Below are 20,669 nucleotides of genomic sequence, written 5' to 3'. Positions count from 1 at the left end.
AATGCCCTTTGAAGGGCATTTTTTACGGAGAAGAACATGATTGTCACAACAAGCTACAGACCGACTGAAAACACGGTTTTAACGGCGGAAAAAATCAGCCGGACGCTCGGCGCCCGCTTTTCCGAACGGAGAAAACGGCCGATTCGCCAAATCCGGGAGACAGAGCAGGAAGATGTTCTCGTGGTTGGAAAAGAGCGCTTCGAGCTGTATCATTCAGAAGGCGAAAAGTTCTTTTTCCACCCGAACTCTGCGATGTTCCGGGCGAAGCGCATGTTAAGAGGCGAACCGGATCCTTTTGTCGAAGCTGCACAAGTTGAACCGGGAGACAAGCTGCTCGATTGTACGCTCGGCCTTGGATCAGACGCCATCATTGCAAGCCTTGCCGCTGGCGAACAAGGCGAGGTGTGCGGAATTGAAAAAAGCCCGCTCCTCGCTTTTCTTGTCGAGGCGGGGCTTCAATCGTGGGAGACAGGCCTTGACGCTTTGGATCAGGCGATGAAAAGGATTCGGGTTCATTCCGGCGACAGCTTTGAATATCTGCTGGAGCTTGATGATGATTCAGCAGATATCGTCTACTTTGACCCGATGTTTGATGATGGAATCGAAGAATCAAACGGCATCGCCCCTTTAAGAAAGTGGGCGCATTCCGAGTTTACGCTTGACGGTGCTTTAAATGAAGCCCTTCGGGTCGCCAGAAAAAGAGTGGTCCTGAAAGACCACTGGAAAAGTCCGCGCTTCGAAAAATACGGATTTCGCGTAAAAAAACGCAAAACGGCCCTGTTTCATTACGGTGTTCTCGAAAAATGAAATCCCAAGGCATATACCTTGGGATTTTTTAATCTGCGATTTCCATGACGATAAAATAAGCGAGGGTAATCAATGAAGCGGTTATAAAAAGACCTTCAATCATGAACGATCACTCCCAATTTTGGAATTTTCATCTTTGATTGTAAACGTTTTATCGCCAAAAGAAAAGGCGTTTTGTTTATTTGCACCGTCACTTTATGAATGACTGAAAATTCAACCTATGATAGAATAAGAGAAAACGAGAAAGCGATCCAAAAGGGGACTAACCAGTCATGAAGATGTGGATGAGAAAAGCGCTTGTCACATTATTTACAATTGCAACGTTCGGCCTTGTATCTCCTCCTGCGGCATTAATGGCGGACAAGCCGCAGGAGCATCAGAGCATGAAAGAATCCGGGTATACAGCTGTTTATCAAAAGCAGGAAGAGCCCGAACTTGAAGAAGACGGCGAATCCAAATCTTCATTTGACAGCTACAAGGATGAACTGCTCAATGAAGCAGAAGATCTGTCATTCGTAAAATTCGGCAGCAGGATATCGCCGGTCATCGAAGACGAGTACAGGGAAGAAGTGCTTCCAAAGGTCGAGGAGATCATCGTCAGCCATCTCATGACAATGCAGGACAATGACGCTTACCAGGATCTTGTCATTTCCAAAACGCCGACGGCGGGGAAGTCGGAGAGAATCTTCCACGTTTACAACCGGAAAACGGGGGAGGATGTGCTGAGGTTCCATGTGCGCAGGGACAAGCCGCCGCATAAAGGGTACTGGTTTAACTTTCATTATCATACTGCCGAAGACGGCTTTCAAAAACATCACGATCTCGGAAGCATATACTGGGACCGCAATACACCGCCTAACTGGATGAGCCACTAAAGGAGATTGATGCAGATGAAGAAGTATACGATGAATGAAATGGTGCACTTAACGAAAAATATGCTGAATGAGCGCGGGGTTACGATTGAGGATATTGCACTGATCGTACAAAAGCTGCAGGAAAAATACCATCCTGATCTGTCGCTTGCTGTATGCGTTGAGAATGTCGAAAAGGTCTTAAACAAAAGGGAAATCGTTCATGCCGTGTTAACGGGGATAGCGCTTGACCAGCTTGCCGAGAAAAAGCTATTGCCTGAACCGCTTCAATATTTGGTCGAAACGGATGAACCCCTTTACGGGATCGACGAGATTATTCCGCTTTCCATCGTAAACGTCTACGGTTCGATCGGCTTGACGAACTTCGGCTATCTGGATAAAGAAAAGTTCGGCATCATTAAAGAACTGGACGACTGTCCGGACGATGAGGTTCACACGTTCCTTGATGATATCGTCGCTGCCTTGGCGGCAGCTGCTGCAAGCCGAATTGCCCATTCGCATCAGGATCTTGAGGATGAAGAGAGAACAGACGGACAGAGCGTTGCGAAAAGCCGTTGAAAGACCTCGCCCTCCCCGCCATCAGGCGGGGTTTTTTTATGCCGATATTTTATGTCTTTTCCCGAAAAATGTCTTGTTTTCGAAAGGTTAAACAAGATACACTACAAAAGGATGAAAAAAATGAAACATCATGCGGATATATCCCGTCATATGTTAGAGAACCGGAATTGAACAAAACGGGGAATGACACCAATGCATTCGGGCGGCCTGATCAGAATGAAAACCTCGAAGAAAGGTTTCCTCTCATCACAGCTTTAACCTCCATCTTCATGCATCATGTTCACAGATGATCACACAAAGAGATGAGCATCATCCGGCATTATTTCGCTACAAACATCATAAGGGGGCTTTAAATTAATGATTTCATTGATTACCGCCATGGACAGAAACCGCCTGATCGGCAAAGATAATGATCTGCCATGGCATCTGCCGCAGGATTTGAAGTATTTTAAAGAGGTGACGAAAGGACACGCCGTGATCATGGGGAGAAAGACGTTTGAATCCATCGGCAAACCTTTGCCTCACCGGGAGAACATCATCGTCACATCCAATAAAGAACTGGATATTCCGAATTGTCAGGTGATGCACTCGGCAGAAGAAGCGGTGCGGTTTGCGAAAAACAAAAACGAAGAATGTTTTGTCATCGGCGGTTCAACACTGTACGCGGAGATTCTGCCTTTTGCGGACAAGCTGTATGTGACAAAAATCGATGAAACCTTTGAAGGGGACCGGTATTTTCCTGAATTCAGCGAAGCTGAGTGGGAAATCGTTTCGAGGCGGAAAGGCCTGAAAGATGACAAAAATCCATATGACTACGAATTCCTCGTTTATCAAAGAAAAGGATAGAGGAGAGGATTTTCATGTTTCGCTATTGTTTTTTATGGATGTATTCGGCCTATATGTTCATCAAGCATATCAAGCTCCTGCAGGCGCTACAGACACTTGACCCGCGCCTTTCGTACGCCAATCAGATGGAAGCTGTCTTTGATAAGCCGAAAGCTTTTTTACGGGGGTGCATCGGCTTAACCGGTTCGACCGTTTCCATCCATCAGAATGGAAGATCCCCGGCTGGCCCCGTCCTTTACGTGCATCCAAAGCTCGGCCTGTCAGAGCTCGCCGTGCTGCTCGGACACCTTGATAAAACGGCTTCGTTTTTTGCTGATCCGCGCGCCTTTCGTTATCCGCTGCTCAGCGGCTGGCTCAATAAAATGGCCGCGGTCAAAAAAAGCGCCGACAAGGAAGCATCACTTGAAAAAGTGGAAGAGATCGTCAGGAAAGGCCAAAGCTTTATTCTGTCTGAAGATGACGGGCTCGATTACAAATCTTTATCCAAAAAGCTCGGCATTCCGATCGTTGCAGTCGAAACAGCCGGTACGGAAGACATGAAGAAAGGCAAGTTGTTCAAGAGGCTGAGACCTGCTGATATCGACTTGACGATCTACCCGGCATACGTCCTAACCGAAAACAAACAGCTTCGGGCATAAAAAAACCAGGCTTCCTTTATGGGAGCCTGGTTTTCGCCGTTTATGATATAAACGGCACCTTTGCCACGTAGAAAAGCACGCAGAAAAACATGGAGGCGCTGCCGCCGAGTACGAAGGTGTGCCAAATCGCATGATGATACGGGATCTTTCTCCATAAATAAAAGATCGTTCCGACAGAATACAATATTCCCCCTAAGAGCAGCAGGGCGAATCCTTCTCCGGTCAAGGCCGTATAAAGCGGCTTGATCGCAATAATCGCCATCCAGCCCATCACAAGATACACCAGCGTGCTGACCACGATAAATCGTTTCACAAAAAAGATTTTAAATACAACTCCGCCAATCGCAAGTCCCCAGACGACCGCAAGCATTGTATAGCCGAGCGTGCCTTTCAAAGGTCCGAGGAGCAGCGGTGTGTATGTACCCGCAATCAGTACGTAGATGGCTGAGTGATCGATGATCTCAAGAATATCTTTTGTTTTTTGGTGCTGAATGCTGTGCAGAAGGGTCGAACTTAAATACAGGAACAGCATGGAAGCGCCGAAAATCGAAAAGCTGACAACATCCACCGGACTTCCGTAGCGAATCGCAAATATCACCAAAAATACGATGGCGGGTATGGAGAGGAGAACGCCGAGCCCATGGGTAATTGCATTCGCAATTTCTTCTTTAATCGTGTACATACCAAGACACCCTTTCTATTCTTGAATAATGTGATGCTTTAAAGAGCTTAAAAAGCGGAGGCCTTCAAGCGTGATTTTTGTCCCGGCTCTTCCGCGGCCCTTTGTAATAAACTCTCTTTTTTCCAAATAATCCAATCTGCTGCGCACTTGCTGGGGGGTAAGCTCCGACTTGCCGTTTTTGCTCAGTTCAGACAGAACTCTGCGGCTGGCAGGCTCTCCTTTTTCATTTAATTGCTTGACTGCATCGAGCAAAAACGCAAACTCCTCTTTTTCCATTAAAGTCAGTGATGTTGAAGCCGTTTTTTTATCTTTTGGCTTCTTCTTTTCGATTTGTTCTCTTAACGCCGGCGGAGTGTCGTAAAGCTGAATCGTTTTCCCGTCTGAGACGGTTTTCATATAATCCGTCATGTTTTTGAGTTCTCTGACGTTCCCCTCAAACTCATGCTGCTCTAAAGCCTTCCAAACGACCGGTTCGACATATATGTCATGATCCCCGCTTTTTAAAAAATGATGCACGAGAAGGGGGATGTCGCTTCGCCGTTCAGCAAGGGGGGGAAGCGGAAGGTCGAGCACATTGAGCCTGTAGTACAAATCCTTGCGGAATTCGCTGCTTTCAATCCGTTCACCGAGCGGCACGCTTGAGGTGACAATCAGTCTTTTTGGCATCCCTTTTTCAATGGCTGCCAAAAGCTTGCCCTGGAGAGGCAAGGAAAGCCCCCACACTTCGTCGAGAAACAAGGTTCCGGATTCATTCATCTCTGAAAGAAAAAAGTCTTCAGCCGCTTCATCTTCATTCAGCGTGCTGCAGCTTACGTGTGTGAAGGGATCATGGTTGAAAGATGATCCGGAATGAATGGCTTTGGCGAACAGCTCTTTGCCTGTGCCTGTTTCTCCATGAATCAGAATCGGATGGGAAGAGGCTGCAAATTGTATCGCTCTGTTTTTCGTTTGCAAAAAGGAATCGCATTCCCCGATCAGCTCGGAGAACCCTATGGATGGGTACGTGTGTTTAATCATGGCGGATCTCCTTTTGGTTCTAATTGGTTCTATTATAACACCCAATTAGAACAAATAAAGAGTTTTTTGAAAAAAAGTATATTTGGCTGCACATTAAGAATCGAAAAGAACTCCGTATATATTGAGAAAGTGTATAATATTCTGTAAATAACAAAGAATTGCCCTTTAAATTTTGAATATTCATGATATAATGGCGTATTAAATAAAGCTTTATACAGAAAGGATCTTATACATGAAACCGTTGCTTAAAGAAAACTCTCTCATCCAAGTCAAAGACATTTTAAAAGCCCATCAAAATGTAAAAGATGTTGTCATTCATACCCCCCTCCAAAAAAATGAGAGGCTCTCCGAGAGGTACGATTGCAACGTATATTTAAAAAGAGAAGACCTGCAGGTTGTCCGCTCTTTTAAACTGAGAGGCGCCTATTATAAAATGAAGCAGCTTTCAAAAGAAACGACGAAAAACGGGGTCGTCTGCGCCAGTGCAGGAAACCATGCGCAGGGGGTCGCTTTTTCCTGTAAACATCTCGGTATTCACGGAAAGATTTTTATGCCGTCGACGACTCCGAGGCAAAAAATTTCTCAAGTCGAATTGTTCGGCAAGGAATACATCGAGATCATCCTGACAGGCGACACGTTCGATGATGCATATCAAAGCGCAGTCGCCTGCTGCGAGGAAGAAAAACGGGCATTTATCCACCCGTTTGACGATCCTGCCGTCATGGCCGGACAGGGAACGGTTGCGGTCGAAATCTTAAACGATATCGAAACAGAACCCCATTATTTATTTGCAAGTGTAGGCGGCGGCGGCCTGCTTTCAGGAGTGGGAACCTACATGAAAAACGTGTCCCCGGATACAAAGCTGATCGCGGTTGAGCCCAAAGGCGCGCCGGCTCTATTTGAATCAAACAAAAAAGGCGAAGTCGTGACCCTCGAGAAAATCGATAAATTTGTAGACGGAGCCGCCGTGCAAAAAATCGGCGAAGAGACATTTAAAACGCTTGAAACCGTTGTAGATGATATTTTGCTCGTTCCCGAAGGAAAGGTATGCACCGCGATTCTTGAGCTGTACAACCAATGCGCGATTGTCGCCGAGCCTGCGGGAGCGCTGCCGATCGCCGCTTTAGACCTTTACAGGGATGAAATCAAAGGAAAGAATGTCGTATGCATTGTGAGCGGAGGAAACAACGATATCGGCAGAATGCAGGAAATCAAAGACAGATCGATGATGTATGAAGGACTCCAGCATTATTTCATCGTGAACTTCCCGCAAAGGGCGGGAGCTTTGCGCGAATTTCTAGATGAAGTGCTCGGGCCGACCGATGATATCACCCGGTTTGAATATACGAAGAAAAATAATAAAAGCAGCGGCCCTGCGCTCGTCGGCATCGAATTGAAACAGCGCGAAGACTACGAGCCGCTGATTGCGAGAATGGACCGCAAAGGCTTCCGCTATGTCGAAGTGAATAAAGATGAAGGGCTCTTTCATTTGCTGATTTAAGAAATTTTTTTGAAAACACGTATAAATCAAAGACAACGGCTCCTGAGATTATGTATAATAAAGAAAATATCTCATAAATGAGGATTGATAGCTTGTTACTTAAAAGCCTGGAGTTCAAACGTTCGGATGGACAGAAGGTGAAGGTGACGGAAATACCCCTGCTGAAGGAGGACGACCCGCATTTTTTTATGGCCAGTCTGAGGCTCGAAATCTTTTTAAAGACACTCTATTGCTCAAAGCGGAAAAAAAAACGTCTACTCCTTTAGGGACTACTTAAAGAGAGCATTGAAATGGCAGGATTACCTCGCCATTTATCAAGAGGAAGAATTGAAGCATAATGCATAAGAATTGATAGCATTCTTTGCCGGCCCATGAAGACAGCCAAATCCGCTTGGAAAAGGGCGGAAGACGGCATTCGGCCGGCAAAGAATTTTTCATGCCGAATTTGGCCTCACTAGGAAATTCACCATTTGAACCGACAGGATGTGAAGGGAATTGCCAAGCATTAAAATTGTAACGGACTCAACAGCTGACTTGAGCGAAGAACTGCTCAGAGAATATCATATTTCCGTTCTCCCGCTCTCGATATCAATCGACGGCATTGTTTACAGAGACAGGTTCGATATTCAGCCGGACGAATTTATTGAGAAAATGGAGAGCGCCGCAGAACTCCCGAAAAGTTCACAGCCGCCTTTAGGCGCTTTTATCAAACTGTACGAAGAGCTGACCGCTGACGGAAGCGAAGTGATCAGCATCCATCTCTCAAGCCAATTGAGCGGGACATACCAGACGGCTGTAAGCGCTTCAAACATGGTCGACGGGAATATTACGGTGATTGATTCCATGTATATTTCAAAAGGCCTCGGCTTTCAGGTCGTACGAGCCGCCTTGCTGGCCGAAGAGGGAATGACGGCCGAAGCGATTGTAAAAGACCTGGAGAACTTGCGCGACCGGACATCCCTCTATGTGACAATTGATCATTTTGATAACTTGATCAAAGGCGGCCGCATCGGGAAAGGAAAAGCGCTGATCGGCTCATTGCTCAAGGTTAAGCCGATCGCGAGGCTTGAGGACGGAATCTATACGCCTGAAAAAAATGTCAGGAGCACCAGTCAGCTTATCCGTTATTTAACGGGTCAATTTCTTTCCGCGGTGAAGGGAAGGACGGTGCAAGCGATCGGAATCGCCCATGCCGATGCACTCGACCTTGCTCATAGGCTGAAAGACTCTTTGCTTGAACATATCCCGGGAATCGATATTGATATTGCGTACACAACGCCGATTATCTCTGTTCATACCGGAAAAGGAGCGATCGGTTTTACTTTTTACACCGATTGAAAAAGGGGATGGAAGGATTGAAAAACGTTTTTGGCATTTTCCTTGCAGGGATTCTCACAGTGTTTCTTTCGTCCTGCGGAACTAGCAAGATTGAAAATTCTTTAAACTATGACGTACAATCTTTTTCTTTTCAAAATCAAGACGGGAAAACCGTGTCTCTTGAAAGTTTAAAAGGCCAGGTGTGGGTGGCCGACTTTATATTTACGAACTGTAAAACGATCTGTCCGCCGATGACTTCACATATGGCTGAACTGCAAAAACAAATGGAAGAGGAAAACCTGCAGGCCCGCATCGTCTCTTTCAGCGTTGACCCCGAAAATGACACGCCGGAAAAGTTGAAAAAATTTGCGGCCAACTATCCGCTCAATTTTCAAAACTGGGATTTTTTAACTGGATACTCGCAGGAGGAAATTGAAAAATTTGCGCTGAAAAGCTTTAAAGCAATCGTGAAAAAACCTGAAGATGAGGATCAGGTGATTCACCAATCGTCATTTTATCTAGTCGATCAAAACGGCAAAGTCGTCAAGGATTATGACGGTGCAAAAAATACGCCGTACGATGAAATCATCGCCGATATTAAGACGCTGGAAAACCGTTGATAAAAACGGGCGCCTGCCGCTGAAGCCTGCTTCCTGACCACCGGAAACAGGCTTTTTTTTACACCTGTCAAATCATTTTCAAAAGAATCAAAACATGGTACACTTTTTTTTAGGTATCTAGAAGGAAGGGGCATCATTTTTGAACATACGGTTTATAACAGTCATGATGGCCCTCGTCTGTCTGCTTTCAGCCTGTACGGAATGGAATGCGGGCGTTGAAAAAACATCGGTCTCCCCTAAGCGCGATATCGTGATTGCAGCAGTGGGCGATTCTCTGACAGAGGGGGTAGGCGATCAAGAGAAGAAAGGCTATGTCGGCATGGTGGCCGACGAGCTTGAAAGCCGGAGCGATGTGAAGTCCGTAACGGTCAAAAATTATGCCGTTAAAGGCTCCCGGACTGATCAGCTGCTTGAAAGATTAAAAGAAAAAGAAGTACAAGAGGGCCTGAAAGATGCAGACTACATTTTGTTTACAATCGGGGGCAACGACCTGATGAAAGTCGTCCGCCAAAACTTCGCGCACTTAACGCTTACACCTTTCCGCGTTGAACAAAAACTGTTTGAAAAGCGGTTTTCGAATATTTTAGCGGAAATTAGAGAGCAAAACGCCAGCGCTGAATTGATTTATGTCAGCATGTATAATCCGTTTAAGTTTACGCTGTCTGAACTGAGGGAAATTGACCAAGTCGTAGACGAATGGAATGAAGGAGCAGAAAAAAGCCTGAAAAAGGTCTCCAACACGAAAATAGCGAATATCGCTGATATTTTTGAGGAATACAGCGATGAAAAGAAGATTGCAAAAGATGAGTTTCATCCTAATCAATACGGATATTCTTTAATAGCGAAACGCGTTTACGAACAAATTAAAAACGAAGACCCCCAAGCAGAATAAGGTGAAAAAATGAAGAAATGGAAGAACTTATTTTTAATTTTAGCAGCAGTCAACGTCATCATACTTGCCGGGATTTTCATTCTCGTATTCATGCCCGGCGGTCAAAAGGAACCGTCGCGGCCGACTCCGAGCGAATACCAATTGAACGTGACGAGCACGAAAGAATCATTGGCCGCATTCATCAACACATATTTGGAGAAGGAGTCTTCGCCGGATCTTGACTATCAAATCGAAATCGACGATGAATTCCACATCGTCGGTGCGATCCGCGCCTTTTCCTCGACAGTCGATGCGAGGGTGTCCTTTCGGCCGACAGTGGAAAAAAACGGAGATGTGGTTCTTGACGTGACGAGATTTTCGATCGGCAAGTTAAATGTTCCGATATCGATGGTGCTGAACTACATGGATCAATTTTATGATCTTCCTGATTTTGTACACGTTCGTTCGGATGCTAAAGAAATTCAAGTCCGTCTGTCAGAGATGCCGCTTAAAAACGGAATGTATGTGAAAGCAAAAGACATTGATTTAGAAAAAGATCAAATCGAATTTGTTTATTATCAGCCTGCACAAACAGATTCATAGATCGTGCGGCGGGATTTACAGGGGTGAACATATGGAACGTATCTACACATATTTCAGCTTGCTGTCTATGTTGTTTTCACTGTACTTCGGCGGCCTCGCCGCCTTCAGTTTCATCGATGAAAACATGGACAAGATGTATTTGAACATCGGGTATTGTGCGTTGTTTTTAAGCATTATGATCTTTACCCTAGATGCGAAAAAACATAAAAAAACTGACCATCACAATCAATAATTGCCGGCAAAATCCTAAAACATGAGACCGTTTTAGGATTTTGTTGTCCATGCTTCAGCAGACTGTAAAAGAGACATCATGTCTCTTTTTTTTCGCTATGAAGGCGGAGCTTTGGCAGGAAACGGCGCCGCTTTTATTGTGAGAGAAGGGGAGCCGTTGACGAAACCGAGGCCATACAAAGTTGTGGATTCCCCGGCGTGAAGCGTGATTTTCGGAACCTTCAGCAGGACCGCTGTTGAACCGGCGGCCTTTACCTCCATGTCGATTTTCTGTGAACGCACCTGGATGTACCGCGTGACCGTTTGAAAGGGGACACCTGAAAACAGGACAGGTCCGTTTTGCACTGCAAAGTCAAGAGCCGGAGAGTCCGGTGATAAATGAACGAAACGGATGCTGCGGCTTTCCGGATCAGCCGCAGGCCGGTCATACATTCCGACGGGAATGAGCTTTGCAGCTGTGCCTGTAACGGCAACCGTGCAGTACCCGCCGTGGATCAGGTGATACTGTACCGACAGCAAGGGACCGTGCGCCCTGCCTCTTTGGAAAACATCGATTTGAATACGGCCGGCAGGAAACCGGACATAAGAAGATAAATCTGTATAGGAGATGTTTTGAAAAACGGATATGCCGTTTACGAATACGTCGAGATTGTCGGTGTGAGGAGCCGCGTGGAGCAGTCTGATCATCGCTGCTTTTCCGCCGTTTCGAAAATAAAAGGGCGCCTCTACAGGCGGAAGATGGTAGCAGTTCCTCCGAAAACCCTCCGCCATTTGACGGGCATCATGATCTGTAGAGAACATTTTGTCACGCCCCTTTGCATGCTTTCTGACATTATATGAGGCTGCGAAGCCATCGGTCACATCGCGATCAAGACGACAGATGAAAAGGAGTAAACAATGAAAACGGATTTTACATACGGAAATGTGTTTAAACAGCTGGTCTTTTTTTCCGGCCCGATCATTTTAGCCAATCTTTTGCAGATTTCATTTCAATTCGTCGATAGCTTGTGGGTCGGAAATCTGCTCGGAGCAAAAGCACTCGGTGCTGCGGCCGTCTCAGGGACGGTTTTCTTTACGGTGCTGGCGTTCGTATTGGGCGTCAACAATGCGGCGCTGACGATTCTTGCGCAGCAGAAAGGAAAAGGGGATAAGAAGGGACTTACTTCATATATCAACGCGTTTGTTGTTCTGATGACAGCGATGAGCGTATTGCTCGGGGTTATCGGCTATTTTTTCACAGAGCCTCTGCTTTCGCTTCTTCAAACGCCCGGCAATATGGTGGATTTGGCTGCAAGCTATTTGAGCATTCATTTTATCGGGATTATATTCTTATTCGGCTATAATTTCATCAGTACAGTGTTAAGGGCGGTCGGCGACAGTCAAACACCTTTGCGTTTCGTCCTCTTGGCCGTCATCCTGAACCTGTTCATGGATCCGCTGTTTATCTCGGTATTCAACCTCGGAATTGCCGGAGCGGCCTATGCAACCGTCGTTTCCCAAGGGATTGCTTTCATTTACGGTGTGGTCTATACGGTGAGAAAGCGGCTTGTTCCATTTTCAAAGCCCGCGCTTCCGTCTCTGGAAGAGACGTCCGTCATTTTGAAGCTCGGAGTGCCTGCCGGCTTGCAAATGATGGTGATTTCAGGCGGCTCGATGGCGATTATGAGCGTTGTCAATTCATTTGGAGAACGTGTCGTGTCAGGGTTTGGCGCGGTACAGAGGCTTGACAGCCTGCTGATACTCCCGGCGATGGCCATCGGCACGGCTGTCAACAGTATGGCTGGCCAAACCGTCGGCAGCGGCGATATGGAGCGTACGAAAAAAATTGCTCACTACGGCGTCATTTATGTTCTGCTGTTTATGGCTGCCGTCAGCACCGCGATATTTCTGACAGGCTATCATGCGGTCAGGCTGTTTATTTCGGAAGCCGATTCAGCTGCATTCGGGGAAGAATATTTAAAAACGATTGCTTTTTTCTATCCGTTTATCGGGATTAACTTTGTGTTAAACGGTGTTGTAAGGGCAGCGGGTGCGATGTTTCAAATTTTGGTGCTGAACGTGATTTCTTTTTGGGTTTTGCGCTATCCGTTTACATACTTATTTTCAAAGTGGCTTGGCGAAAACGGCATAGCACTTGGCATTGGAATGAGCTTTATGCTGAGCAGCCTGACCGCGTTTTTATATTACCGCTACGGGAAGTGGAAGGACCTCGTTTTATTTGAAAAATGAAAGAACAAGCTCCTGCGGCAAGCCCCGGAAGCGATTCCCGCCGGGCATCTGAAGCAAAGAAACAAAAATGCTGTTAACGTCTTAATAATTGACGATATATACAATATAAAATGAGTTTGGTGTTGGGGGCTTGTCATGTTTTTAATCGATTTATTTTTAAATTTGTGCATTTTAATTACTTCACTCTTTATCTACACTCAGCTAAAGTGGAATATTTTTTCCCGAAAAGCTACAAACAAACAACTTAATTGGATTGACGGCGTCATGGGAGGATTGCTCGGGAATGTGCTCATGTTCTTTTCGATCCAGGCAACCGATGAAACGATCGTTGATTTGCGTTATGTGCCCGTTATGATTTTGTTTCTATTTACGGGCGTCTTTCCGGCCTTTATTTGTTCTCTGCTGATTATAGGAGGAAGATTTGTTTACGGGGGGAATATATCTTCGATTGCAGCGCTTACAGGAATGATCGTTATATTCATAGGATATTATCTCATCCTCAGGGTCATGGATAAAGACGCTGACACTTATCGAAAGACATTTGCTTTGGTTATTTTTGCTAATGTGGCGATTTCAATTGTGATCTTGATGCTCCTCCATGATTTCCATTTAGTAAAAATTTTAATGATATGGTTCTGGATTTTATCTACTATCGGCGGATTTACATCAGTATATGTCGTCTCATATTTAAAAAAATCTCATTTTCTGTTGAAAAAGTATGAAGAGGAGTCGTCGCTTGATTATTTAACGGGATTGAATAATGTCCGCCATTTTGATGCGATATGGAATGCTCATATTTCAAACGCAAGGGAGAAGAACGAGAAACTGTCTTTGCTTATGATCGATATCGATTATTTCAAAACGATTAATGATACATACGGACATTCAAATGGAGACGTGATTTTAAAAGAACTGGGAACGATTTTAAAAAAGTCAACACGTGCGGAAGGTATCGTATCAAGAAACGGCGGAGAAGAGTTTTCGGTCATATTGCCGAACAGTTCTCATTCGCAGGCTGCAGAGATTGCTGAAAGGATACGCAAGGAAGTGGAGACACACACTTTTTCAATTTCTCATTCTAAAAAGATTCATATTACCGTTTCGATTGGGGTTGCGGCATTTCCGGAGGTCATTCGCAGTACGGACGAGTTGATTGAAAAAGCCGACCAATGTTTGTACAGGGCTAAGCACCTTGGGAGAAACCGGGTGTGCGCCTCCGTTTGAATTCACGTTAAGCTGCACGAAAAAGGATAGATGAAACGATGTCCATCTATCCTGTCTTTATTATGTTCGTTTATCGAATTCCGCAAGTTTGATAAAAGTCTTTTCGTCTTCAATTAATCCGCACGCGCCGCACTGCACTTTTATGGCGGGACCGCTGTAGGGCAGGTGAAATGGAGAAAGCTCGTCATCTGAATACGTTTCCATGATCTCCCCTGTTGCCGGATCAATCTTAACGGATGTCGGAGACTGTTCGATTAAGTTGAACCGTGTTCGGTTTGTTTTGCAGTTTGGACAAAGATAAGGAGCTGTCATATGTCAATACACCTCTTTTTTAATTAAGGTGCACAGATTCGGGCCAATTTATGAAAACCCGATTAGCGCTGTTCCCGTTTTTTGTCCAATTTGCTGAACAGTTCAATCAGCGTTTTCAGCTCTTCATCACTGAAGCTGCTGAACCGCTTGAAATAATATTCCGTTTTCTTTTCTTCAAAATATCTGATAATTTCTTTTCCCGCGTCTGTCAGATGGATTTTGATGATCCGTCTGTCTTCTTTTGACCGGACTCTCGTGATCCATCCTTTTTCAACCAACGCATCGGTTACAGCTGTGATATGGCTCGCAGAAACGCCTAAAATCGTTGCAAACTCCGTGACTTTCTTCGGACCTTGCTCACTCAGCAGGCGGAGAATCATGAATTCATTGCGGGACATCTCTTTTTCGAGCAGCTCATTTATCTCATCACGTATCTGTTTAAATACTGTGCGAAGCAGTGCTTCCATATCATACATCATTTGTTCTCTAACTTTCAAAATTTCGCCCCTCCATATAAGTAGCAAATTTCAGCTTTTTTTAAAAAGGAATGACCGAATCAGCATGAATATTATTTTTCATGAACATGATATCACTATGATACCATAATTTTCGTTTTTCAAGTGTATGTTTCAGAAGATTTTTAGTTCATTTGACCATCAATTGAACAACGGTCCATGACAATGATAGATGAATACTGCTGTTTCTTAGAATTTGGTGATGGCAATGACATATTATTGTCATTTTTTCTTTTTAGGCAGCGGCTGATTTTGCGATGAGCGGGAGAGGGCTTAAAAATGAGCATGCTGTGATATAATGGTTCCCAACAAATGTTGAAAAGAAGGAGGCAGAACAGATGGCTGAAAAACGAGAACTCGCCACATTTGCCGGAGGCTGCTTTTGGTGTATGGTCAAGCCTTTTGACGAACAGCCGGGCATTATAAAAGTCGAATCCGGCTATACCGGCGGCCATACGGAAAATCCGACCTATGAAGAGGTTTGCAGCAATACAACGGGACATAGGGAAGCGGTGCAAATCACGTTTGATCCCGATGTCTTTCCATACGAAAAACTGCTGGAACTCTACTGGCAGCAAATCGATCCTACTGACAGCGGAGGACAATTCGCAGACCGCGGCGAGTCTTACCGGACAGCGATTTTTTTCCATAATAACAAGCAGCGGAAACTCGCTGAGGAATCGAAGAAAAAGCTTGAAGAAAGCGGCATCTTTAAAGATCCAATCGCGACCGACATTCTGGAAGCCGCGCCATTTTATCCGGCTGAAGAATATCATCAGGATTATCATAAAAAGCATCCTGAACGCTACACACAGTATCGGATCGGAAGCGGAAGAGAAGGATTTTTACAACAGCATTGGGGGCGAAAGCATGGCGAACAATAAAGAAGAACGGCTGAAGCAGCTGACCCGGATGCAGTATGAAGTGACGCAGAAAAACGGGACGGAGCCTCCATTCCAAAACGAATACTGGGATCTGCACGAAGACGGAATCTATGTCGATATCGTGTCGGGAAAACCGCTGTTTTCATCGCTTGACAAATTTGACGCACACTGCGGCTGGCCAAGCTTCACAAAACCGGTCGATACCGGGGAGATCGAAGAAAAACTTGACACTTCACACGGCATGGTTCGGACTGAGGTGAGAAGCAAGTCTGCCGATTCCCATCTTGGACACGTGTTCCCGGACGGCCCCGGACCGGACGGCCTGCGGTATTGCATCAATTCAGCAGCCCTCCGTTTCGTGCCGAAGGATGACCTTGAGAAAGAAGGGTATGGCGAATATGCCAAGCTGTTTGAAGGGGAAAATAGGTCTTAAAGGCGCTGGGCGTGCATCTCAGTTCTCAAAAACGGTAACAGCATTGAAATATCAATATCTACAAAGGTTTTTTGGTCCAAGGTGGTTTAATCCAGATTGAATGAACATTACAAAAAACTTAACAGATTTAAAGCATCGGCTTCTTGCTGGTGCTTTTTTTGGCATTAATTCGAGATAATAATTTTGTGTTGTTTGAATATTTATATGTCCTAATTGTTTTGATACATATGCTATATCTATATCTTGAGCAAATAAAAATGACGCATGTGTATCTCTTAAACCGTGAAAAGTAGTTTTCTTTATGTTTATCTTTTTCAAATAATTCTACTAATAGTTCCGCTTATTTAAATCCCCCAAAGCTAAAAATATAACCATCATTTGATTCCCAAACACAATACTAATTACATTTTTAGATAAAGGTTTCTTTTGTGTCTGTTATAATAAAATTAATGAAAATATAAAATTTGACAACAGAAAGAAGTGATTGTTTGGGGAAGTATAAAAATATAATTTCAACAATCGGTCGTAATAAGTTAAGTCGGTGTACGGATGCTGAAGGAAGAACCTTCAATCGAGAAGAACTTATTAATAGTTGGAAAGAGTCATATCATGAGAGAGTCTCTCGAAATGAAGATGAGGTTGGTTTACGCTTGCCTCAATTCGGAGCATTATCTGCAATTCGTGCACATTGGGCTACATCAAATTCTCCAGCAACAATTGTCTTACCAACTGGAACAGGAAAGTCTGAAACAATGTATGCTACGATAATTTCTGAAAGAATAGCTTCATCACTTATCATTGTACCTTCTAATCTTTTGAGGGAACAAATTTTTGAAGGAGCAAGACGTTTTGGGATACTTCCAAAATTAGAAATGATATCAGACGAAGTTATTTATCCAACGACTTTTCTTTATAAGTCAAAAGTTGAAGACGAGGAAGAAACAATTCTGATTGATGCTCTTGAAGAGGCTAATATAGTTGTTTCAACTCCTAGTATGATTAAAAAAATGCCTTCTCCTGTGTTGGATACACTCGTTGAAAAGGTAGAGGTTGTAATATTTGATGAAGCGCACCATATCGTAGCTCCCGATTGGGGAACAGTAAGAGAAAAATTTTCAGGGAAAAAAATTCTACAATTTACTGCCACTCCATTTAGAAATGATGGGAAAAAGATTGATGGTAAAATAATTTTCAATTATGGTTTAGCGCTGGCTCAAAAAGCTGGGTATTTCAAATCGATCGATTTTTTTCCAATTCAAGAATTTGATGAGCGAAAGTCTGACGAAGAAATTGCGAAAATTGCCATTAAACAATTAGAAAAAGATTTTTTGGAAAATGAATATGAGCATGTACTTTTAGCAAGAGCAAACACCCGAAAAAGAGCTGATGAGTTGTATGAAAAAATTTACTCTCAGTATAAACTGTATAATCCAGTTGTGATTCACGGGGGCATTCCCGCTGTGAAGAGGAATAAAAACTTACAGCAAGTTAAAGATGGTAAATCGAAAATTGTGGTATGTGTAGATATGTTTGGTGAAGGCATAGATATTCCAACTTTGAAAATTGCAGCAATTCATGACAAATATAAGTCGCTTCCGATTACACTTCAATTCATTGGACGATTTGCTCGAACGAGTGGAAATAAGTTAGGAAATGCAAAGCTCATCACGAATGTGGCAATGGATGATTTGAAAGAAGCAATTGATGAGTTGTACCATCAAGATGCTGATTGGAATCAACTTCTTAATATCCACTCAAATCGAGCTATCAATAAGGAAGTTGAGCTAGATGAATTCATTGGTAAGTTTAAAAAAGGTCATGTGAAGGAGATAGATTTATCCCAATTAAAAATGAAAGTAAGCACAAGGATGTTCCAGCACGCTTCAAAAAAATTTTCTGTTAATGGGTGGAAACAAGTTTTGGATCCCGATAGAACTACGTCATTAATAAATGAAGAAGATTTTGTTTATGTTTTCATTGAGGAAATTGAAACAAAGGTTGTCTGGTCAGATCAAAAGGATATAGTTCAATATGATTATGATTTCTTTGTGTTGTTCTTTGATAGGGATAATGGAATCGTTCATATAAACGAAACTGATGCTGGAAAAGGAAATCGGCTTGTGGATAGTATGTTTTCGGAAGCATCAGCAATTAAGGGAGATTCAATTTATCGAAGCTTAGATGGAATTAATAGATTAATGATTGGAACGTTGGGGTTAAAGCAAAAACCTAGCGGAAAGATTAGCTTTAGAATGTTTGCAGGTGCTGATATTAAGGCTGGAATTAGTGAGGCTGTTGCATCGGGTTCGATTAAGTCAAATTTATTCGGTTATGGCTATCGAGATGGAGAACGAATTAGCATAGGCTGTTCATACAAAGGTAAAATTTGGATGCGTTGGGTAGAACGGATAAAATTTTGGACAGACTGGTGTCAAAAAATAGGGAAGAAGGTATTGGATAATTCCATTAATACGAATAATATATTGAATAATTCCCTTGCTTTAGAGGTTATTACGGAATTTCCAAAAGTCGTTCCTTATAAAATATCGATGCCAGAGATGATTGAAGTTTCTAGTTCCTTCAGCAAACTGTTGTATATTTCTAAAGAACAAAAGACATTTCCGTTCTTTCAAACAATGTTAAAGAATCCACGTTTAGTTAATGGAAATCTTCGCTTTGAATTTTGGATAAATGAACGAAAATTTATCTTTGAGGAGATTATTAATGAGACTTCATATAGTTTCAATCAAATCGAAGGTGAAGAACTATTAGTGAAATTAGGCAATGGAACTGTTAAAATGACTGATTATCTGTATGAACATTCACCGGAAGTATCATTCATACAAAGCGATGGAACTATTATTGTAGTACAAGAAAATTTACAAACAGTTATAAAACCAAAAAGTGGAATGGAAATACCACAGGACTCTTTCATTGCTATCGATTGGACTGAATTTAAAGTAGATATTAAATCTGAATCTCAAGGAAGAGGAAGAAAGGCTGATTCGATTCAATACGCTACAATACATAATATTGTAGATCAGAAATCAGATATTATTTTTGATGACGATGGAGCGGGAGAAATTGCAGATGTCGTTTCAATTAAAATTGATTCCAGAAATCAAAAGATTATATTTCATCTTTATCATTGTAAATATTCAGCCGAAAAACTTCCCGGAGCTCGTGTTAGTGACTTATATGAAGTATGTGGTCAAGCTGAAAAGTCAATTATGTGGAATGATAATGTCTTACAAATTATTCAGCGGATGATTGAACGAGAAAATATGAGGCAAAGAAAATATAATGAAACTCGGTTTGAGAAGGGAAACCTACGAACTCTACATAAGCTGAAAAAGATGGTGAAATCTGGTTTTGAAACAGAATTTGAAATATCAATTGTTCAGCCAGGAGTCTCGATTATGAAAATTACAGATTCAGTGAAACAAATTATTCTGGCAACTGATACTTACCTCAAAGATACTTACGGCTTACGACTAACATGTTATTTTAGTCAATAGAAAAACTGGTTGTCGCAGTAAATGTTTTAGTCGTTTTAAAAGCAGCATGTTCAGATGACTTTTTTCAAAAGGGCCATCTTTTTTAGAGGATTTTCTGCTCTGAAAGCGAAAAACAATATAATAGAACATCTTAGAAAAGAGGCAGCCGTTGTGACATCCATTTCAAACACAGAAGACCGTTATTTAATGCTGACATGCAGCAAAAAAGTTGAGTCGCATTATCATATATACACAGATGACCAGATCCCGCAAATGTTTTCATCTCATTTTCTGCAGCTGCAGGACGAATTTCCGCTGACAGAGCTGTACTCCCTGCTCGTTCGGGTACCCGATATTTTAAACCGAAATTATATTCATGTGAAAAGCTCTTTTAACCGCGATCTCCCTTTCACAATGAAAAAGTCGCTCTTTGATCTTGGATACATTCTTGATGAAGAATTGTTTTATTCGATCCGGCTTGCAGATTGGAAAGGAGTTTCCCCTGTGCGGGCAGAATGGGGGACGAAGAAATCTCTCATTGACGGCTGCCGCATCATGCAGGCTTATGATTCGTTGTCGATCAATGAAGCGTTTGCGAAGGAAAAGCTGCTGCGCAAGTATCGTTTTTACGAGGAAGGCATCATTCAGCTGTGTGTCTGCTACTCGGAAGAAGGAGAACCGATTGGATGTGCCGAGCTTTATCTCGATCAGGACGAAAACGTTGCTAAAATCGAGGAAGTCGCCATTTTGGAGCCTTATCAGCGGAAAGGCTATGGATCGGGCCTTATCAAGCAGATGCTCGTCGCTGCCAAACAATCGAGCATGGAATCGTGCTATCTTGTGACTTCGGGAAGCGATCAGGTGAAAACGTTTTATGAAAAGCTGGGTTTTCAGCAGAAGGGAAAGCTTACGACGATATTTAAATATTTGTTCGAATAAAGTAGGCAGGTGCACATACCAATTGGGACTTGGCCTGCATAGGCTGGGGTGTAGACTTTATACGAAAGGATGA

23 protein-coding genes and 1 pseudogene are annotated in these 20,669 nt (G+C 43.3%); 18 read left to right on the top strand and 6 right to left on the bottom strand.

Going from position 1 to position 20,669, the window contains the following annotated elements; genetic code table 11:
• The first annotated feature begins 36 nt into the window (after positions 1 to 36).
• From M1D59_RS11980 to M1D59_RS11960, 5 genes are all read left to right on the top strand, one after another.
• Positions 37 to 807 (top strand): class I SAM-dependent methyltransferase, encoded by a 771-nt coding sequence (locus tag M1D59_RS11980; protein ID WP_035399808.1) that lies wholly within the window; start codon positions 37 to 39, stop codon positions 805 to 807.
• A 272-nt stretch (positions 808 to 1,079) separates the two neighbouring features.
• Positions 1,080 to 1,682 (top strand): YpjP family protein, encoded by a 603-nt coding sequence (locus M1D59_RS11975; protein ID WP_023857393.1) that lies wholly within the window; start codon positions 1,080 to 1,082, stop codon positions 1,680 to 1,682.
• A gap of 15 nt (positions 1,683 to 1,697) precedes the next feature.
• Positions 1,698 to 2,237: a phosphatidylglycerophosphatase A family protein gene (locus M1D59_RS11970; RefSeq protein WP_025811261.1), complete on the top strand. Its 540-nt coding sequence runs from the start codon at positions 1,698 to 1,700 to the stop codon at positions 2,235 to 2,237.
• 357 nt (positions 2,238 to 2,594) lie between these two features.
• Positions 2,595 to 3,083 (top strand): dihydrofolate reductase, encoded by a 489-nt coding sequence (locus M1D59_RS11965; RefSeq protein WP_020451878.1) that lies wholly within the window; start codon positions 2,595 to 2,597, stop codon positions 3,081 to 3,083.
• A 14-nt stretch (positions 3,084 to 3,097) separates the two neighbouring features.
• Positions 3,098 to 3,721, top strand: a complete 624-nt coding sequence (locus tag M1D59_RS11960; protein WP_020451877.1) for an acyltransferase YpkP — start codon at positions 3,098 to 3,100, stop codon at positions 3,719 to 3,721.
• Between the two features lie 40 nt (positions 3,722 to 3,761).
• Here the strand turns inward: M1D59_RS11960 and trhA are convergent, their stop codons facing one another.
• Positions 3,762 to 4,403, bottom strand: coding sequence for a PAQR family membrane homeostasis protein TrhA (trhA, locus tag M1D59_RS11955; RefSeq protein WP_020451876.1), 642 nt, complete (start codon positions 4,401 to 4,403; stop codon positions 3,762 to 3,764).
• A 15-nt stretch (positions 4,404 to 4,418) separates the two neighbouring features.
• Positions 4,419 to 5,420 carry a sigma 54-interacting transcriptional regulator gene (locus M1D59_RS11950; protein ID WP_023857390.1) on the bottom strand — a complete coding sequence of 334 codons (1,002 nt, stop codon included), beginning with the start codon at positions 5,418 to 5,420 and terminating at the stop codon, positions 4,419 to 4,421.
• Between the two features lie 232 nt (positions 5,421 to 5,652).
• Here M1D59_RS11950 and ilvA point away from each other — a divergent pair, with 232 nt between their 5' ends.
• From ilvA to ypmT, 7 genes and pseudogenes are all read left to right on the top strand, one after another.
• Complete coding sequence (ilvA, locus tag M1D59_RS11945) at positions 5,653 to 6,921, top strand: threonine ammonia-lyase IlvA (RefSeq protein ID WP_020451874.1); 1,269 nt, start codon at positions 5,653 to 5,655, stop codon at positions 6,919 to 6,921.
• A 92-nt stretch (positions 6,922 to 7,013) separates the two neighbouring features.
• Positions 7,014 to 7,266 (top strand): annotated as a pseudogene (locus M1D59_RS11940) (YpmP family protein).
• 150 nt (positions 7,267 to 7,416) lie between these two features.
• Positions 7,417 to 8,259 carry a DegV family protein gene (locus M1D59_RS11935; protein WP_020451872.1) on the top strand — a complete coding sequence of 281 codons (843 nt, stop codon included), beginning with the start codon at positions 7,417 to 7,419 and terminating at the stop codon, positions 8,257 to 8,259.
• Between the two features lie 8 nt (positions 8,260 to 8,267).
• Positions 8,268 to 8,858 carry an SCO family protein gene (locus M1D59_RS11930; protein ID WP_031305174.1) on the top strand — a complete coding sequence of 197 codons (591 nt, stop codon included), beginning with the start codon at positions 8,268 to 8,270 and terminating at the stop codon, positions 8,856 to 8,858.
• Between the two features lie 139 nt (positions 8,859 to 8,997).
• Positions 8,998 to 9,750, top strand: a complete 753-nt coding sequence (locus M1D59_RS11925) for an SGNH/GDSL hydrolase family protein (RefSeq protein WP_020451870.1) — start codon at positions 8,998 to 9,000, stop codon at positions 9,748 to 9,750.
• Positions 9,751 to 9,759: 9 nt separating this feature from the next.
• Entirely contained in the window at positions 9,760 to 10,332 is a 573-nt protein-coding gene (locus M1D59_RS11920) for a YpmS family protein (protein ID WP_020451869.1), read from the top strand.
• A 31-nt stretch (positions 10,333 to 10,363) separates the two neighbouring features.
• On the top strand, positions 10,364 to 10,564 hold the full coding sequence (ypmT, locus tag M1D59_RS11915; protein WP_020451868.1) for a protein YpmT: 201 nt from the start codon (positions 10,364 to 10,366) through the stop codon (positions 10,562 to 10,564).
• A 95-nt stretch (positions 10,565 to 10,659) separates the two neighbouring features.
• Here ypmT and M1D59_RS11910 read toward each other — a convergent pair whose 3' ends face one another.
• Positions 10,660 to 11,364, bottom strand: a complete 705-nt coding sequence (locus M1D59_RS11910) for a DUF4397 domain-containing protein (protein WP_020451867.1) — start codon at positions 11,362 to 11,364, stop codon at positions 10,660 to 10,662.
• A 96-nt stretch (positions 11,365 to 11,460) separates the two neighbouring features.
• Between M1D59_RS11910 and M1D59_RS11905 the strand changes: the two genes are divergently transcribed.
• Both M1D59_RS11905 and M1D59_RS11900 read left to right on the top strand, forming a co-directional pair.
• Positions 11,461 to 12,792 carry an MATE family efflux transporter gene (locus M1D59_RS11905; RefSeq protein WP_458117437.1) on the top strand — a complete coding sequence of 444 codons (1,332 nt, stop codon included), beginning with the start codon at positions 11,461 to 11,463 and terminating at the stop codon, positions 12,790 to 12,792.
• Positions 12,793 to 12,927: 135 nt separating this feature from the next.
• The gene (locus M1D59_RS11900; RefSeq protein ID WP_020451865.1) at positions 12,928 to 14,016 is read left to right on the top strand and encodes a diguanylate cyclase; all 1,089 of its coding nucleotides are present in this window, start codon (positions 12,928 to 12,930) and stop codon (positions 14,014 to 14,016) included.
• Between the two features lie 60 nt (positions 14,017 to 14,076).
• Here the strand turns inward: M1D59_RS11900 and M1D59_RS11895 are convergent, their stop codons facing one another.
• Positions 14,077 to 14,328 (bottom strand): hypothetical protein, encoded by a 252-nt coding sequence (locus tag M1D59_RS11895; RefSeq protein WP_020451864.1) that lies wholly within the window; start codon positions 14,326 to 14,328, stop codon positions 14,077 to 14,079.
• Positions 14,329 to 14,390: 62 nt separating this feature from the next.
• Complete coding sequence (locus M1D59_RS11890) at positions 14,391 to 14,825, bottom strand: MarR family transcriptional regulator (RefSeq protein ID WP_020451863.1); 435 nt, start codon at positions 14,823 to 14,825, stop codon at positions 14,391 to 14,393.
• Positions 14,826 to 15,181: 356 nt separating this feature from the next.
• Here M1D59_RS11890 and msrA point away from each other — a divergent pair, with 356 nt between their 5' ends.
• Complete coding sequence (gene msrA, locus M1D59_RS11885; protein WP_023857385.1) at positions 15,182 to 15,727, top strand: peptide-methionine (S)-S-oxide reductase MsrA; 546 nt, start codon at positions 15,182 to 15,184, stop codon at positions 15,725 to 15,727.
• The gene (gene msrB / locus M1D59_RS11880) at positions 15,714 to 16,160 is read left to right on the top strand and encodes a peptide-methionine (R)-S-oxide reductase MsrB (protein WP_458117436.1); all 447 of its coding nucleotides are present in this window, start codon (positions 15,714 to 15,716) and stop codon (positions 16,158 to 16,160) included. The genes msrA and msrB overlap by 14 nt, the downstream gene beginning before the upstream one ends.
• A gap of 51 nt (positions 16,161 to 16,211) precedes the next feature.
• Here msrB and M1D59_RS11875 read toward each other — a convergent pair whose 3' ends face one another.
• Positions 16,212 to 16,478, bottom strand: a complete 267-nt coding sequence (locus M1D59_RS11875; protein WP_458117435.1) for a tyrosine-type recombinase/integrase — start codon at positions 16,476 to 16,478, stop codon at positions 16,212 to 16,214.
• 170 nt (positions 16,479 to 16,648) lie between these two features.
• On the opposite strand from M1D59_RS11875, the gene M1D59_RS11870 reads away from it, so the two are divergent.
• Both M1D59_RS11870 and M1D59_RS11865 read left to right on the top strand, forming a co-directional pair.
• Entirely contained in the window at positions 16,649 to 19,678 is a 3,030-nt protein-coding gene (locus tag M1D59_RS11870) for a DEAD/DEAH box helicase (RefSeq protein WP_458117434.1), read from the top strand.
• 150 nt (positions 19,679 to 19,828) lie between these two features.
• On the top strand, positions 19,829 to 20,596 hold the full coding sequence (locus M1D59_RS11865) for a GNAT family N-acetyltransferase (protein WP_123032390.1): 768 nt from the start codon (positions 19,829 to 19,831) through the stop codon (positions 20,594 to 20,596).
• Positions 20,597 to 20,669: the final 73 nt, after the last annotated feature.

The organism is Bacillus sp. PK6-026 (assembly GCF_054161455.1).
Note: the sequence above shows the minus strand (reverse complement) of the source record. Positions and strands in the feature narration are given on the sequence as shown.

Coding starts and splice junctions, on each gene's coding strand:
- M1D59_RS11980 (WP_035399808.1), top strand. CDS start 37: ATGATTGTCACAACAAGCTACAGACCGACTGAAAACACGGTTTTAACG.
- M1D59_RS11975 (WP_023857393.1), top strand. CDS start 1,080: ATGAAGATGTGGATGAGAAAAGCGCTTGTCACATTATTTACAATTGCA.
- M1D59_RS11970 (WP_025811261.1), top strand. CDS start 1,698: ATGAAGAAGTATACGATGAATGAAATGGTGCACTTAACGAAAAATATG.
- M1D59_RS11965 (WP_020451878.1), top strand. CDS start 2,595: ATGATTTCATTGATTACCGCCATGGACAGAAACCGCCTGATCGGCAAA.
- M1D59_RS11960 (WP_020451877.1), top strand. CDS start 3,098: ATGTTTCGCTATTGTTTTTTATGGATGTATTCGGCCTATATGTTCATC.
- trhA (WP_020451876.1), bottom strand. CDS start 4,403: ATGTACACGATTAAAGAAGAAATTGCGAATGCAATTACCCATGGGCTC.
- M1D59_RS11950 (WP_023857390.1), bottom strand. CDS start 5,420: ATGATTAAACACACGTACCCATCCATAGGGTTCTCCGAGCTGATCGGG.
- ilvA (WP_020451874.1), top strand. CDS start 5,653: ATGAAACCGTTGCTTAAAGAAAACTCTCTCATCCAAGTCAAAGACATT.
- M1D59_RS11930 (WP_031305174.1), top strand. CDS start 8,268: ATGGAAGGATTGAAAAACGTTTTTGGCATTTTCCTTGCAGGGATTCTC.
- M1D59_RS11920 (WP_020451869.1), top strand. CDS start 9,760: ATGAAGAAATGGAAGAACTTATTTTTAATTTTAGCAGCAGTCAACGTC.
- ypmT (WP_020451868.1), top strand. CDS start 10,364: ATGGAACGTATCTACACATATTTCAGCTTGCTGTCTATGTTGTTTTCA.
- M1D59_RS11910 (WP_020451867.1), bottom strand. CDS start 11,364: ATGTTCTCTACAGATCATGATGCCCGTCAAATGGCGGAGGGTTTTCGG.
- M1D59_RS11905 (WP_458117437.1), top strand. CDS start 11,461: ATGAAAACGGATTTTACATACGGAAATGTGTTTAAACAGCTGGTCTTT.
- M1D59_RS11900 (WP_020451865.1), top strand. CDS start 12,928: ATGTTTTTAATCGATTTATTTTTAAATTTGTGCATTTTAATTACTTCA.
- M1D59_RS11895 (WP_020451864.1), bottom strand. CDS start 14,328: ATGACAGCTCCTTATCTTTGTCCAAACTGCAAAACAAACCGAACACGG.
- msrA (WP_023857385.1), top strand. CDS start 15,182: ATGGCTGAAAAACGAGAACTCGCCACATTTGCCGGAGGCTGCTTTTGG.
- msrB (WP_458117436.1), top strand. CDS start 15,714: ATGGCGAACAATAAAGAAGAACGGCTGAAGCAGCTGACCCGGATGCAG.